Consider the following 14,785-nt stretch of genomic DNA (forward strand, 5'->3'; position numbering starts at 1 on the left):
GGGGTATCCGTAATCACCGCTAACTTACCACATTTTGTTAGTAATATTCTTTGATGTATCCGTACGCCCGCTCAAAGAGCACCTGGTCCGTATGCAGGCGGTACTTCAGTAGCGCCTTTCTGAGGGCCTTCTGCACCTCCCGCTCCCCCTGCGTCGTAGTCTGCCAACTAGGGAAGCGCACAATCTTGACGATCTCGTCGATGTCGTTGACCACCCGCTCCACCACTGCCGGCGTTTGCTCGTTCTTTAGCTCCAGGAACAATTCGCTGAGGGCGGCCTTGGGGGACTTCCCCTGTACTTCCGCCGCTAGATCCCGCTCCGCCTGCACAGTCTCGGCGGCGATTTTACACAGCTCCTTGACAAATTCGATCGACACGATCAACCCCTGTTCTGCCCGGTCGCGTAGGGCTTCCAGGCGCTCACTGAGCTTCTTGAAGACCGGAATGCCCTCGTGCTTCCGGAATCGGCTCACTAAGGTTTTCTCCAGCTCCTTGCGCTGCCGCTCGGAGGGGTTGTTCATGATCTCGTCGATCACGTCGGCATCAAGCACGAACTCCTCCAACTGGTGCACCTCCCCCACGTGTACGTGATCGTGGATTAGCTGCGTCGTCTGAGCCCCCAGCGAGAACCACAGCAGCTTACCGATATTATCGGAGGAGGGCTTCACCGACTCGTACACCTGCGAGAGCCAGCGGTAGTCGTCTTCGTACTGGGTCAGGATAGGATCGGGGGAAAGACTCTCCCACAGCTTGTTGAGCTTCTTGTAGTCGGCGGCAAAGGCATCCTTTTTTTCGTCCCCCTTGATGGCCTCCTGTGCAGCCTCCAGTCCCGTGAACCCCTCTATGGTACGGTCGACGCTGGGGAAGTGCGCCAGGGTAGCAACTATCGCCGGACCGACCTCCCCCCGCAAATGACTGAAGTTGGTGAGTACGCTCTTAATGCTCTCCTCATCGAATTCTAGCGCCTTGGCCGCGTCGTCGAAGACGCCGAAGTAGTCCACGATCCGCCCGAAGTGCTTATTCGGGTACTTGCGGTTGCTACGGGTGACGGCCTGCAACAGCGTATGGTCTTTGAGGGACTTATCCAGGTACATCGTTTGCAAAATAGGCGCATCGAAGCCGGTCAGCAGCTTTGCCGTTACGATGAGAAATTGCACCTGCGACCCCGCATCATTGAAGGTGTCTACGATACGCTCCTGCTCGGTTTTATCGATGGCCCACTTCTGTTTGAAGTCATAAGTGTCACTGGCTGAAGTAGAGATTACGACGCGACTAGCCTCGGGGGAAAAGTGCTGATCAAGTTCTTCCTTGTACTGTACGCAGGCATGGCGGTCACTGGTCACGATCATGGCCTTAAGCCCGTGGGGTTCCACCTTTTCCTGGAAGTGCTTAGCGATGTCGGCTACGATCTTCTCCACCCGCTCGGGGGCGCGCAGGAAGGCATTCATACGGGCGGACTTACTGCTCAGTGCATCGGCCTGGAGGTCATCCAGCGCGGTGGCTTCCTGGAACTCGGCAAACAGTTGGTCGATTCCTTCCTTGTCGATGTGAATATCCACCAGCCGGGGCTCGAAGTGCAGGGGCAGGGTAGCGCCATCGCGGAGGCTGTCCTGGTAGGTGTAGCGACTCAGGTAGCCGCCCTCATCTTCCGGTGCCCCGAAGGCCCAGAAGGTGTTTTTGTCAGCTTTATTGATGGGAGTGCCGGTGAGACCGAACAGAAAGGCATTCGGCAGGGCGGCACGCATCTGGCGGCCCAGGTCGCCCTCCTGGGTCCGGTGGGCCTCGTCGACCATCACGATGATGTTCTCGCGAGCATTCATACCGGCCGGGGCGTCGCGAAACTTGTGGATCATGGTGACGATGATCTTGCGCGTGTCCTGCCGTAGCTTTTGCTGTAGGTCCTGGATGCTATCGGTCGTCTCTACGTTGGCCACGTCGGCGGCGTTAAAGGTGCCGGTGATCTGTGTATCGAGGTCAGTGCGGTCGACCAGAATCAGTACGGTCGGACTCTTCAGCTCCGGCATGCGCCGCAGAATGCGCGCCGTAAAGAGCATCAGCAGCGACTTCCCGGACCCCTGGAAGTGCCAGATCAATCCCTGTTTGACGCGTCCTTCGACCACCCGCGCCACAATCTTGCCCGCCGCCTCGTACTGCTGGTAGCGGCAAATGACCTTGATGCGGCGTTTCTTCTTGTTGGTGGTGTAAAGCGAGAAGTCACGCAGAATATCGAGCAGCCGCCGAGGGTGCAGCAGGTCGTCGAGTTCCTTACCCACCGCGCCGAGACCCAGGTGGCGGGCCAGCTCCCCCTGCTTGTCTTCGAGCCGCCACGGTCCCCAGAAGTCGAGGAGCGTACGCACCGCGCCGTAGTGCAGTTCCTTCCCCTCCGTAGCGAAGGAGAGGATATTCGGTACGAACAGCGCCGGCACCGAGTTCTCATAAATCTCGTGAATATCGTGGGCCCCATCCACCCAGCTCACCGAGGGACGGATCGGCGTTTTTGCCTCCCCGACGACCACCGGCAGCCCGTTGATCAGTAGTACGATATCGGGGATTTTCGTTTCGCGGCTCCGCACGTTGTACTGGGTGGTCGCCACGTAGGTGTTGTTGTTCAGATTGTCGAAGTCGATCAGCCGTACCGGCACGTGACGGTGGTTGGGGCCAAAGGGCATCGTCTTCTCGCCGGTCATCCACTTGGCGAATTCCTCGTTGGCGGCTACAAGTCCGGCTGAACCCACCGTCAGCAGGATGCCCCGCAGTTTGTAGATCACCTCATCGGCCCGGCCGGGTTGGGCGGCGATCTCGGGGTTCAGGCGCTGGAGGGCTTCACTGAGCTCGACTTCTACCAGTACGCTTTCGGGATTTCGCCGCAACAGTTGGGGAGCTACGTAGGTCCAGCTTGCGCCGTAGCTGGGCTTACCCGCTTCCGACCAATCCTTGTCGTTCAGGTTGACGCCGGTGAGGCGGTGGACGATGAAATTTTCTACGCTGTTTTGTTCGGAAAAGGACATGGGGCAGGGGGAGTGGGGCGGGGACGCGGGTGCAAAGTTTTTTAGGGAGGAGCGATGCTTCAAGTCACCATCACGTCGTACATCTCCCGGGCACGCAGTCTGGCGTTTTTCGGATGGTCGTTGTTGAAGTGAATTTCGTTCTGCCCGGCGGGCCAGTGTCCGGTTTGTTTGCGGACCAGGTACACCAGTTCCGCTTCAATGGACTCCCCGTAAAGCTTAGCGTCTTCGCAGTTGCCGGGGATGTCGAGCATAAATACGGAAAGCTTGAGTTCGGTATAGTCGCCTACGGTCAGCCACTTGTAGTTGTAGGGCGTGTGTCCACGCAACGCGATCTGGCCGATGCTGCGGATGGTATGACCTACGTAAATGATGTCACCGTTCGGGTCTTGGACTACGTATACCTTGCCGCCTTTCTCCGTAACCGGTTTACTGAATTGTACGGTCTTACCATCCTGCTCTTTTCGCAGGATGCGGCGTTGTCCGTTGGCCTCACCGATAATGAGGTCGTAAGTGATGGGGGAGGGTACTGAGATCAGAATATTCGGTTAATTATGGACTTCTGAAGGGCTCTAGCGGAGGCCAATGATTTTTTAGTACTAACTATGGTAGTATCTATTTCTGCCATATTAGCTCTAAATGAATTAACATGAGTGTCTGAAAAATTTGGAATTTTAAATAACTTTACAATAGTTGAGTTAATAGTGTTTAAGCCGCTCGTGGATTTCGCATTTTGTTGAAAGTATGACCTTCCACGCTGGCTGTTTAGGTAAGATGCAATTACCTCCGCCACGCCTTTTTGGATGCAGCGTGCTCTGATAACGTGATTTTGATGCAACATGTATGGCCACTCATTTTGCCAAACTGCGGCCCTGCCAATTTCTTGAATATTAGCGTGACCTTCAACGATCAAGATGTCATTCTCTTCAAGCGCATACTTTTCTTGGTCGCCGTCAACTATACCGATCTCCTTAACTTCGGAAAGGTCTAACGCGCCTCTGTATACATTGCCAACCCGTAGATATGGTTCTTTGTCTATACTATTGCGGCGAGCAGCGTTTACAGTTAGGCCATATCGTATGTCAGCAATTCTGCTAAATCGCGTTTTGCTGCCTTCGATATTCCCGAAGAAGTCACTTTGAAAAGACTCTGATACCAATTTCGCTTGCGTAAGAATAGACATCAACCCCTCCACCACCGCATCCCCCGCCCACAGCAGCTCCGCCAGCCGCGCCTGTTCGGCTTTGGGGGGGAGGAGGAAGGTCTGCTTGCGGAGGGATTTCCAGTTAATCGTAGGCGATAGTGAGCCAACTGAAATATCGACCGCACGGTGCATGAATTGGTCGGAGTGCAGGAAAAAGGGGAATAAGTCGGGATCGATAACCGCTGGCTTAGCCCGCAAAACCATAGCGTGTGCAGAACAGAAACCGTGTGACTTCGCGATGGCTGCTTTACGTTGATACGCCCTTCGTCTGCCAAATATGACATCGCCCGGGTAAAACCGCAGCTTGGTTCCATTTACATCGTCGCTGCTTCCATGGCGGGTAATATGCAGGTTTTCCGGATCGATGTGCTCCAAACCTACGTAGATGTTTAGGTCCGTTTCGTTCGGATCGACCCGCTCGGACACCATAGTCGCAATCTCATCAAACCCGTGGGGCGTCCATTTCGACTTGTCTAATTTGCTCAAGTTCATTCTGCCGGGGTATCGAGCATTTCAAATAGCTGTGTCATGCTCTGCTTTAAATCGGAACTACTTTGCTCCCACTCACGCAGCGCGTCATCAATCGTTACTTTTTCTAGGTCGCTATCGACATTACTGACATAGAGGGAGATGTTGAGACTGGCCCCCTTGTCGAGAATCTCTTGGTTCTCAACGAGGCGGCAAAATGCATCTTGATCGCTAAAATTCTTGTACGCGGTATAAATTTTGTCGATATGCTCGTCGTCCAGATAGGCGATCGTTTTGTCCTGCCGCACTTCATTCACCGCATTGATGATGAGCACATTCCCCCGCTTCGCCGCCGGTTTTTCCCGCCGCGTGATCAGCAGACAGGCTTCCATCGGTGAGTTGTAAAACAGGTTTGGCCCCAGGCCGATCACACATTCCACCTGGTCGGCCTCAATCATTTTGCGCCGCATGTCCGCCTCCGCGTCGCGGAAGAGGATACCGTGGGGCCAGAGCGAAATGGAGCGGCCGGTCTGCGGGTTTAGGCTCAGTTGGATGTGTTGCTGGAAGGCGTAATCCGCGCACCCCTGCGGCGGCGTACCCCACACATTCCTTCCGTAGGGGTCGCTCTCAAAGCGCTCGCGGTTCCACGACTTAATGGAGTAGGGCGGGTTGGCTAGGATGACGTCGAACTGCTTGAGCCGGTCGTGCTCCAGGAAGGCGGGCCGGGCCAGGGTATCGCCGCGCACGATGCTGAACTCCTCGATGCCGTGCAGGAACATGTTCATGCGGGCGATGGCGGAGGTGAGCAGGTTGATCTCCTGTCCGTATAGGCGTAGAGTACGGTACTCCTTACCCTCATCGCGCAGGTGGAGGGCGCAGTTGAGGAGGAGTCCGCCGGAGCCGCAGGTGGGGTCGTACACGCTCTCACCGGGCTGGGGATTGGCGATGAGGGTCATCAGCTTCACGACCGTGCGGTTGGTGTAGAATTCGGCGGCGGTGTGGCCACTGTCGTCGGCAAACTCCTTGATGAGGTATTCGTAGGCGTTGCCGAGCTGGTCGTCGGGTACTTTATCCAAGCTCAACTCCTGCTGGCTGAAGTGCTCGATGAGGTCGATCAGGGTGGCGTCGCTGAGACGGTTCTTATTGGTCCAGCTGGCCTCCCCGAAGATGCCGTACAGCGTAGCGGGATTGGCCTTCTCTAGCTCGGTCATCGCGTGCTGGATGGCAACGCCTACGTTAGTGGTTGTCTCGCGCACGTCCTTCCAGTGCGCCCCTTCCGGAATCTGAAAGCGGTGATGTTCGGCGAAGCTGGCGTATTTCACATCACCATCGCTTTCGGCCAGGGCCTTGCAGTATTCCTCGTCGTACACGTCGCAGATCCGCTTAAAGAACAGTAACGGGAAGATGTACTGCTTGTAGTCGCCGGCGTCGATGGTACCGCGTAGGGTGGTGGCGGCACCCCAGAGGTAGCGTTCTAGTTGGGCTTGGGTCATACTACTTTACGTGGGACTCTTAGCTTAAGGAGACTTTCAACGCTCATTCGTTCCTTATTTGTTTCGATACTGGATAGTCTTATATCTTGTAAAATAAAGAAGTCTTCAATTGAAACTTGGCCATCGGAATTAACATCCGTTCTTTCATTTAGTAAGAAGTCCACCGCATTATTTATGATAAAAGTCAAATATGACCTCAAGTGGCTGACCAATGTGACAATGTCGCTCCTTATTGCGGCATTATGTACGATCTCATTTCTAATTCGGTATATCCTCATAATATTCCAGTCAAGATTTTCTTGGTGGTTAATCAATGCGCTTTGCAGCTGTTTGCTGTCATTTATCAGCTCCCATATGTGTCGCGATCTATATTTTGCGAGGATAGATTTTGTGTTTGACTGTATAATATCATGGGTTTCTTGATGCAGGAGGTAAGCTAAAGACCCGTCGTAGTTGGAAAGCCCTTCGTGTAACCCCAGTCTTTCGAGGTCGCGGTGGAATGAAAATAGATTTCTGCGTAGATAAATCAATGCGTGGCACCTTGGTAAATAAGTGCGAATTCGACTAATGGTATATTCGTCTGCATCGAATATTGCGAAGATAAATTCTAGCCCTATCCAGTAGTTAAGCAACTTATTACCCAAGTCAGTTGCTTCGGTGCCAAGTCTCAAATTTCTTATCCCGGAGATTAGTTTGTTTACTGTATCCTCGGAAATTCTCTCATTATTTTTTATGAAATCGAAGCTTTCTGATAGGTGGAGATAACGGCTTTCTCTACCTTCAAAATGCCCTTCGATGCGATAGGTGGAATTGTAAACTCTCGACTTGGTGGGGTCGTTGGCTCCTATCACGGCAATTTCATCCATCAATGTGATGCTCGATTTACTGTAGCTGACATACAGGCTATCTAAAAATTCAAGCATCAGTTCTTTTCCTAGTTCCAGCGCGCGGTAGTAATCAGAACAAGTGACTTTAGTGATCAGTAATAGCTCCTCGTTGTGCTTATCAAGATAACTCGATATGTGTTGATTGGTGGAGTGTCTTAACTGAGCCTTGTCCCGGGCGGTAACTCGAGTTGCGATAGTGCCACGAAGCCTTACATTAACCAAGTTTATTTTGTAGGACGTAAGCCCAAATACAACCGTAAACTCCTCGTGCGGTCGATCATATAGGGAATGTAAAATTTCAAATCTTTCCTCAAACGACTGCCTGGAAAGACCTATTAAAACAGCATTCGCAAAATGGTCCAGATAAAATCTTGAGTAGCCAAGCTCTGTAAGTTCAATGTAGTAATATTGGACGGTAAGATTGAAATCTTTAGCCTCCTGGAGTGAGAGATCTGTTTGCCTATTTTCGGCGATGAGTGCTAGGCGAAGTTTCTCATGTAGCTTATTAAAATAATCCATGTTGTCACTAAGCAGAAGATTTGCTGAGTGAATCACTTTACTGTAATTGACCTTTTTGCCCTTCGCTTCTGTTAATAGTTTATTGAAGTAGCCCAGCTCAATCCTGTCAAAGTTAAGATTGTGGTCCGTTTGTAAAATCCTTGCCATCTCCCTGATAAGAGTCGTCGCATAATCATGATTTCTAAGCCTCTCTAACTTTAGATCTAGGCAGACCTTGACCAGTTCCCTCAGGAGGGATGTAGGATTGTGAAGGCGCAAACGATAGGTATCAATCGTGTCCTTGTGTAGTACTTCCAACGTCTTCTCCACAAAGAGCTGCTGCAACTCCGTGACATCATATTTTAACTTCAAATTTTGCATAACTGAAAACTATGGCCTAACTTTGGGGTGCAATCAAAACACAAAAAGGAGCCGTAGTTGCTTTCCACTGGGTAAACCTACGTCAGCACCTCGGCTCCTAAGAATCATGGACTCAGGCTTTTGCCTGGGTCCTGTTCGTTTTCCAAGGAGATGAAGCTCTGTAGCAACCCCCGAAACCGCTCCTCCGCCGCCAAACTTCCCCTCCAAGCCACCTTCAGGTCTTCCAGCGCCTCCTCCACACTAGGCAGATCATCCTCGATCACCTTCTCCACGTAAAGCGGAATGTTAAGGTTGTAGTCGTTCTCTTTGAGGTCAGACTGATCGGCCAGCTTCACGTAGTTCTCGACGTCTTTGCAAGCTTCGTACCAGCCGAAGATGCGCTCGATGTGCTTCTCCTCTAAGTAGTTCTGGGCGCGGCCGTTACGCAGCTGGTCGGAGGCGTCGATGAAAAGCACCTTACCCTGAAGATCAGCAGGCTTACGCTGCTTGAAGACTAGGATACAGGGGGCTAGGGGCGTGCCGTAAAAGATATTCGGTCCAAGTCCGATGACGGCTTCCAGCAGGTCCTGCTCCAGGATAGCCCTGCGGATACGCCCCTCGGCGCCCTTGCGAAACAACGCCCCGTGGGGTAGTACGACCACCATGCGGCCACTCCCCGGCTTCATGGAGCTGATCATGTGCTGCACCCAGGCCATATCACCATTGCCCTTAGGCGGGGTGCCGGCGAAGTTCCTGTCGTAGGGGTCACTGCTCCATTCCTCCGCGCCCCACTGCTTTAAAGAAAAGGGTGGATTGGCGATCACGCAGTCGAACCGGCGTAGCCCATCGGCACTGAAGAAGGCGGGCTTACGCAGGGTGTCCTCCCGAGCAATCTCGAAGTCCTCGATGCCGTGCAGGAACATGTTCATGCGGGCGATGGAGCTGGAGGTCAGGTTCTTCTCCTGTCCGAAGAGGCGTAGCGTACGGTATTCCCCGCCCCGCTCCTTCACGTGTTCTACGCACTCCAGTAACATACCACCGGTGCCACAGGCGGGGTCGTAGATGCTTTCCCCCTCGCGCGGATCAAGCAGCCGACCTAATAGGTGAACTACGGCACGTGGCGTATAAAACTCCCCGGCTTTCTTGTTCGTTAAATCGGCGAAGTGCTTGATCAGGTACTCATAGGCCTGCCCCAGCATATCGGGCGCTACGTTCGAGTTCGAGAGCTCATACTTGGAGAAGTGCTCGATCAGATCTGTCAGGAGCCGATCGGAGAGCTTGTTTTTGTTGCTCCACTGAGCATCACCGAAGATACCGTACAGCTGCTCCTGATTGGCCCGCTCGATGGCTCGTAAGGCATCCTCTATTTTTCCACCGATGTTGGTAGTGGTTTCCCGGACATCATTCCAGTGTGCACCGTCGGGAATAGCAAAGCGGTGCATCTCGGGTAGGGCAGCGAAGCCTACGTCGCCTTCGGACTCCGTCAGTGCCTGACGGTACTCCTCGTCGTACACATCCGAGATGCGCTTAAAGAAGAGCAGCGGAAAGATGTACACCTTAAAATCAGATGCATCTACGGGCCCCTTCAAGATCCACGCTGCCTTGGCTAAGTACTGTTCGAGTTGGGAGAGAGTAATGGGGTTTGGTGACATCCGGGGTGAGACTGAGAGTTGGCAAATTATGTAATTTACTTTGCACCAGCGCCCCCGCCCCTACCCACAACACCGCTTATACTTCCGCCCACTACCACACGGGCAGGGCTCGTTGCGCCCCACCTTGCGCCCCGCACGGCGCACCGGCTCTTCCACGGGCATCGTCTCCATAAATTCCTCCAGGACGACTACTACCTGTTCTTGTAGCAGCGGCAGGGTATCAGCGTGTAGCTGCCGGCGTATCGCGGCCGGGATGTCAGTATACGTAAGCAGCACCTCCATGTCCCTGTCCGCGTCGAGCCGGCCCATGCGGCTGATGACGATGCTCGACAGTGCATTGGTGAATCGTTCGGGCGACACCCCCAGCCGGACCAGCCGATCTACCCGCAGCACGGCCTCGGTAAGCTGACCTACTCCGCACTCGTAGCAGGTAGCTAGTACCTCGTGGGTGATAAAATTATTGAGGTCGTATCGGCCCAGCTCATCCTGGGGGGGATGGTCCAGTAGACTATGTGGCCGCGGAAAACGCTCCATCTCCGTACGAAACTGCCCGGCCTGCTGTAGCGCCTCCAGATAGTACAGGCGGTGGGTCAGGCTCCTGTCCTGTAGCTGCCGAAGTCGCTCGGTGTAGCGATCGCAGGCCGCCTCATCTCCGAGATTTCCGGCCGCCAGAGCTAGTCCGCGCAGGAGGAGTGGCCGGTCGGGATACGCCCTATCCAGCTCCTGATAGCGCTTGAACAACTCCCGGGGCCGCTGTAGTAATTCGGGGGGAATGCTAAATACTTGTTCCACGAAGTCATCGCTTTCCGTTACCTCGGTGCCGAGGGTAAGGGCGATGCCGTGCTCCTCCGCCAGCCAGGCCAGGGCATAATCATCTTCACTGGCGGTGAGCCAGTCGGGGAGGTCATTGGCTCCGGGTGCTTCGGCAAAGGTGAGAAAGCGGTGGTTCTTGGTAGGCTTGAGGGAGCGCATGCGCTGGAGTACCAGGCCGGTGAGCACGTTGGTGTGGGGCAGCGCCTCCGCCTTTGGCAAATTGCGCGTAAACCAGGTGGCCTGGTCCTCATCCATCTCGTTGTACCCACTGTACAGTTGGTCCGAACCGGGCATGGCGTAGGTGATACCGAACACGGGCGTTTCGGTAGCCAGCCTCAACCACTGCCGGACGGAGGGATGGGCCGGATCGAAGGAAAGGTGTAACGAGCGTCCTTTGTCGAACAGCAGTATCGTCTCCAGGCCCATATTCCCCTGCTTATCTTGGAAGGCGATGAACTTGAAGTTCGGCTCGGGCGGGGTCTTGGTGGAAAACCCGCAGAACCGAGCCGTAGCCGCACTGAGCGATACCATGAAGTTGGGAAATTCCTTTCCGTGCAGCTCTCCCGTAGTGACGAAGCAGTGATCGGGTGGTATGCCGTAGAGACCAGCGACTGCTTCATCCGGAAGCTCCGGGTAGTCCCCCCGTTCTATCGCGGCAGAGAGCTCGGAAATTTGTAGGGTGGAAGGCATGGGGTGTAACTTTAAGTGGTGAATTTATGGCTGAGTGGGCATCCCGACCACTCGCACTCGTAGAGTGCTTCGGACATCGTCCCGATAGCTATCGGGAGAGGCAGCATTTTACTGCCGCTGCCGGAGGCAGCATTTTACTCTAGCCGCATCAACTCCCCCAACTCTCGATTGCTCATCCCCCCCAAACTAGTCTCCCCTTCCACCACACTCAGCTCCGCCAGATCTCGCTTACTCTGGATGAGCTGGTCGATCTTCTCCTCGAAAGTAGCCGCCGTGACCAGCCGGTGCACAAACACCGTGCGCTCCTGCCCAATACGGTAGGCTCGGTCGGTGGCCTGGGCCTCCACGGCGGGGTTCCACCAGAGGTCGTAGTGAATGACGTGGTTGGCCGCGGTGAGGTTGAGGCCCGTACCGCCGGCCTTGATGCTCACGAGGAGTAGCGGCGTATCGCTGTCGGTCTGGAAGCGGTCGACCATTTCATCCCGTTGCTTGGTGCTACTGCCGCCGTGGAGGAAGGGCACCTCCAGCCCAAATTCCTTACGGATCATCTGCTGTAGTAGCTCGCCCATCTCGCGGTACTGGGTGAAGATGAGGGCCTTGTCTCCATTTTCCAGGATACTGGTCAGCCGCTCCCGCAGGAGTTCCGCCTTGCCGCTCTGTCCAAAGTCGGCCGCGTCCTGCTTGAGGAACTGAGCCGGGTGGTTGCACACCTGCTTGAGGGCGGTGATGAGCTTGAGGATCAGCCCCTGCCGCCCGATGCCCTCACTCTCCTCCACCCGCCGCATGTTCTCCGCGATGACACTCTGGTAAAGGGCCGTCTGCTCGGGGGTGAGGGCGCAGTGCTCGGTCTGCACCACCTTGTCGGGCAGGTCGGTGATGATGTCCCTATCGGTCTTGAGCCGCCGCAGCACGAAGGGAGCCGTGAGTCGTTGAAACCGCGCCGCCACCCGCCGGTCGTGCTCCCCCTGGATGGGCCGGCCGTAGTGCTCATTGAAGTATTTGCGCGAACCCAGGAATTTTGGGAGGGTGTAGTCGAGCAGACTCCAGTAGTCCAGCAGCCGGTTCTCGACCGGGGTGCCGCTCATCGCGATGCGCACCGCGGCCTTGATCTTCTTCACCGCCCGCGTCTGCTTGGCGGAGGGGTTCTTGATGGCCTGGGCCTCGTCGATCACCGCCACCCGCCAGGACAGTTTGGCTAGGCCTTCCTCACTACGCACTACCCCGTAGGTCGTCAGTAATACGTGGTAGTCACCGGCATCGGGCAGACTGCGCCCGGCACCGTGGTACAGGTGGACGGTCAGCGCGGGCGCAAAGCGGGCGATCTCCCGCTGCCAGTTACCGAGCAGACTGGTGGGTACGATCACAATAGCTTTCTCTCCCTCCAGCAGGCCTTCCTCGGCGTACTTTAGCAGCAGGGTGATTACCTGTAGGGTCTTGCCCAGTCCCATATCGTCGGCCAGTACGGAGCCGAAGCCGAGTGCCGCGTTCGTGTGCAGCCAGGCATACCCCCGTTCCTGGTAGGGGCGTAAGGTGGCGTTCAATCCGGGCGGGGTCGCAGGTGCGGAGCCTTCGCGTAGGCGGGTAATGAGCCGGGTCAGCTCCGGACCTAAGCGTACCGGTCCCCCCTCGTATTCTTCCGTGAATAGGGCTTGTAGTCGTTCGTGGGGCTTGAGCTCCGGCTGCCCGGCGGCGAGTTTGTCGATTAGTCGGGCTACTTCCGCCCGGTCCAGCATCACGTACTGCTCCTTCCAGCGGACCAGCCCGCCGGCGCTCTCCGCCAACTGCATGAACTCCTCCTTGCTCACAAATTGATCGCCCAGCGCCAGCTGCCAGTTGAACTGAATAATATTGTCCAGTGAGACGATCCCCGATAGCTCGAAGATCTGGGTACCCGGTTTGGTCCGGGCGCTCAGTCCCAGCTGCGGGCGCAGCAACTTTCGCAGGGGGGCCGGCAGCAGTACCCGGATGCCTAGTGCCTCCATGCTCGGCAGTACGGCGGTCAGCACCGGGGTGAAGTCATGAACTGAAAAGTGCATCGCGTCGGCTCCCTGCCCGGCCAGGTAATCGCTCAGTTGGGGGAAGTGGCCAGCTAGAAAAGACAGCGTTTTGATCAGGCGTAGGCGGTCGGACCGCTCTGCCCCGGCTAGCCATTCCGCAAGGGGCACCGGGGGCTGGCTTTTATCCGCTTGCTCGCGGTCGTGGACGAGCACGTCTACGGAAAGCCCATCATCTACCTCTACGACTCGTACCACCGGCGAGAACCGTTGGTCGGCCAGATGTAGCTGCCCCAGGTAGCGGTGCACCGCCTCCCCGAATCCCTCGGTGCCCACCAGCGTGAACCGCTGCCGGCCACGAAGCAGGAATAAGCGGCGAGCCGGTTTGTCCTCTTCCATCCCCGCCGTGGCTTCCCGGATCATACAGCCCATCAGTGCTGCAAGCAATTGCCGGCCCGCCTGCTCCGCCCGGAACTCATAGAACTCCTCGCGCTCCACGTACAGTAGGGTAGGAGCTACCAGGCGGTCGAAGCGCTGTAGGGTATCGGTCAGCTCTTCTGTAGTCGCCACCGGGAGGTACTGAATGAGGTAGCTGGTGCCCGGGGCGTCGTGGAGTAAGGCGGGGACCAGCGACTTGCGTTGCACCTGCGTCCGCGCCAACTGGAACGCGAGGAGGAGGCTACGGGCTTCCTTGTTGAGGAGATGGCGCTCGAGCTGTTCGATCTGCTGGAGCCAGTCGAGGAGGGCGGCGTCGGTGGTGAGGTCGAGTCGGGCCTCGTCCTGCTCGTCGTAGGCGGCTAGGCGGATCAGGCGCAGGTCCGCGTCGAGGTGGAGCTCCAACTGGGTGGCGGGGGGCAGGAGCTCGGTGACGGGTGCCGTAGTCTTTTTCTGCCACAGCTTGCTGGCGTAGCGGGCCGACTGCGTATAGACCTTATTCAGAAACGCCTGAAAATCACCCCCGGCATCGAAGGCGGGTTGCTCCGGCAGACGGCGCACGGCCTCCCAGCCCTGGTCAGCGAAGTGGCTGAAATCGATGCTGTTGGCGAGCGCCTCGTCCCAGGTAAAGATGGGCGTACCGGCGACGGGCTGCAGCAAATCGGTCAGTTCGAGCACGGTGTCGGTGGCCTCCTCCTCGGGGGGTGTGAGGGCCTCGCGCAGGTCGAGCCCGCGCATACGAAATAGCTCGAAGGGGTCGGCGTCGATGGCCCCGGCCATGACGTAAAAGACGGCGGCCAGGTGCTTACAGGGTACGGCCCAGTCGGGGCAGCTACAGGCTGGATTCAGCTCGTCGAACTCCTGCGGAAAGAGGGTAAGACCCTGTGCCTGTACCACCTCCAGTAGCTCGGAGGGTAGGGTGCCGGTGAGGAGCTGTCCGTGGAGGGCGGGGTTGTCGCGGATGGCCTGGAGTACGCGGCCGGCATGGGTGGTGGGCCAGGGGGTCCAGTCGAGGCGTACGCGGTAGGGGCGGGGCTGGCTGCCCTGCACCTCGGCCGTCAACTTGCCGGGGCGGGGCTGCTGGATGTTTTCGACCAGTCCCTTATTGGCGTAGGTCTGTCCGCGGCTCAGGCGGCCGGAGTAGTCCATGCGCTGCAGGGCGGCCAGGAACTCCTTGCCCCACCAGCTGGTGCCGTACTTGCGGCGGTAGCTGCCGGCGCGGGCCTGGGGGGCGGGGTTGGGGCGGTACCAGCCCCAGGTGTTTTTGCGTGGCATGGGGGGAAGGTA

The 14,785-nt window shown here is 56.5% G+C and carries 8 protein-coding genes and 1 pseudogene; 1 reads left to right on the forward strand and 8 read right to left on the reverse strand.

The genetic code is table 11. The features are described from left to right. Positions 1 to 37: 37 nt before the first annotated feature. A complete protein-coding gene (locus ACOOHD_RS17105; protein WP_420459090.1) occupies positions 38 to 3,007 on the reverse strand; it encodes a type I restriction endonuclease subunit R in 2,970 nt (989 codons plus the stop codon). Positions 3,008 to 3,066: 59 nt separating this feature from the next. Further along, complete coding sequence (locus ACOOHD_RS17110) at positions 3,067 to 3,333, reverse strand: hypothetical protein (protein WP_420459091.1); 267 nt, start codon at positions 3,331 to 3,333, stop codon at positions 3,067 to 3,069. Here ACOOHD_RS17110 and ACOOHD_RS17115 point away from each other — a divergent pair. Beyond that, a complete protein-coding gene (locus ACOOHD_RS17115) occupies positions 3,322 to 3,537 on the forward strand; it encodes a hypothetical protein (RefSeq protein ID WP_420459092.1) in 216 nt (71 codons plus the stop codon). The two genes, ACOOHD_RS17110 and ACOOHD_RS17115, sit on opposite strands and share 12 nt — an antisense overlap. Before the next feature lie 2 nt (positions 3,538 to 3,539). On the opposite strand, the gene ACOOHD_RS17120 is transcribed toward ACOOHD_RS17115, so the two are convergent. The 6 genes and pseudogenes from ACOOHD_RS17120 to ACOOHD_RS17145 form a co-directional block, all read right to left on the reverse strand. Beyond that, entirely contained in the window at positions 3,540 to 4,700 is a 1,161-nt protein-coding gene (locus ACOOHD_RS17120; protein WP_420459093.1) for a restriction endonuclease subunit S, read from the reverse strand. Further along, positions 4,697 to 6,169: a type I restriction-modification system subunit M gene (locus ACOOHD_RS17125; RefSeq protein ID WP_420459094.1), complete on the reverse strand. Its 1,473-nt coding sequence runs from the start codon at positions 6,167 to 6,169 to the stop codon at positions 4,697 to 4,699. The genes ACOOHD_RS17120 and ACOOHD_RS17125 overlap by 4 nt, the downstream gene beginning before the upstream one ends. Then, positions 6,166 to 7,935 carry a hypothetical protein gene (locus ACOOHD_RS17130; protein ID WP_420459095.1) on the reverse strand — a complete coding sequence of 590 codons (1,770 nt, stop codon included), beginning with the start codon at positions 7,933 to 7,935 and terminating at the stop codon, positions 6,166 to 6,168. The genes ACOOHD_RS17125 and ACOOHD_RS17130 overlap by 4 nt, the downstream gene beginning before the upstream one ends. Before the next feature lie 104 nt (positions 7,936 to 8,039). Continuing rightward, positions 8,040 to 9,566: a type I restriction-modification system subunit M gene (locus ACOOHD_RS17135; protein ID WP_420459096.1), complete on the reverse strand. Its 1,527-nt coding sequence runs from the start codon at positions 9,564 to 9,566 to the stop codon at positions 8,040 to 8,042. A gap of 60 nt (positions 9,567 to 9,626) precedes the next feature. Continuing rightward, positions 9,627 to 9,725: pseudogene (locus tag ACOOHD_RS17140) on the reverse strand (SEC-C metal-binding domain-containing protein); the annotation flags it as partial. Positions 9,726 to 11,203: 1,478 nt separating this feature from the next. Then, positions 11,204 to 14,773 carry an SNF2-related protein gene (locus tag ACOOHD_RS17145; protein WP_420459097.1) on the reverse strand — a complete coding sequence of 1,190 codons (3,570 nt, stop codon included), beginning with the start codon at positions 14,771 to 14,773 and terminating at the stop codon, positions 11,204 to 11,206. Positions 14,774 to 14,785: the final 12 nt, after the last annotated feature.

Source organism: Neolewinella sp., from assembly GCF_965214665.1.
Classification (GTDB): domain Bacteria; phylum Bacteroidota; class Bacteroidia; order Chitinophagales; family Saprospiraceae; genus Neolewinella.

Excerpts from the sequence above, each read along its gene's own strand:
- ACOOHD_RS17145 (WP_420459097.1), bottom strand. The coding sequence starts at position 14,773 with ATGCCACGCAAAAACACCTGGGGCTGGTACCGCCCCAACCCCGCCCCC.
- ACOOHD_RS17125 (WP_420459094.1), bottom strand. The coding sequence starts at position 6,169 with ATGACCCAAGCCCAACTAGAACGCTACCTCTGGGGTGCCGCCACCACC.
- ACOOHD_RS17135 (WP_420459096.1), bottom strand. The coding sequence starts at position 9,566 with ATGTCACCAAACCCCATTACTCTCTCCCAACTCGAACAGTACTTAGCC.
- ACOOHD_RS17105 (WP_420459090.1), bottom strand. The coding sequence starts at position 3,007 with ATGTCCTTTTCCGAACAAAACAGCGTAGAAAATTTCATCGTCCACCGC.
- ACOOHD_RS17130 (WP_420459095.1), bottom strand. The coding sequence starts at position 7,935 with ATGCAAAATTTGAAGTTAAAATATGATGTCACGGAGTTGCAGCAGCTC.
- ACOOHD_RS17120 (WP_420459093.1), bottom strand. The coding sequence starts at position 4,700 with ATGAACTTGAGCAAATTAGACAAGTCGAAATGGACGCCCCACGGGTTT.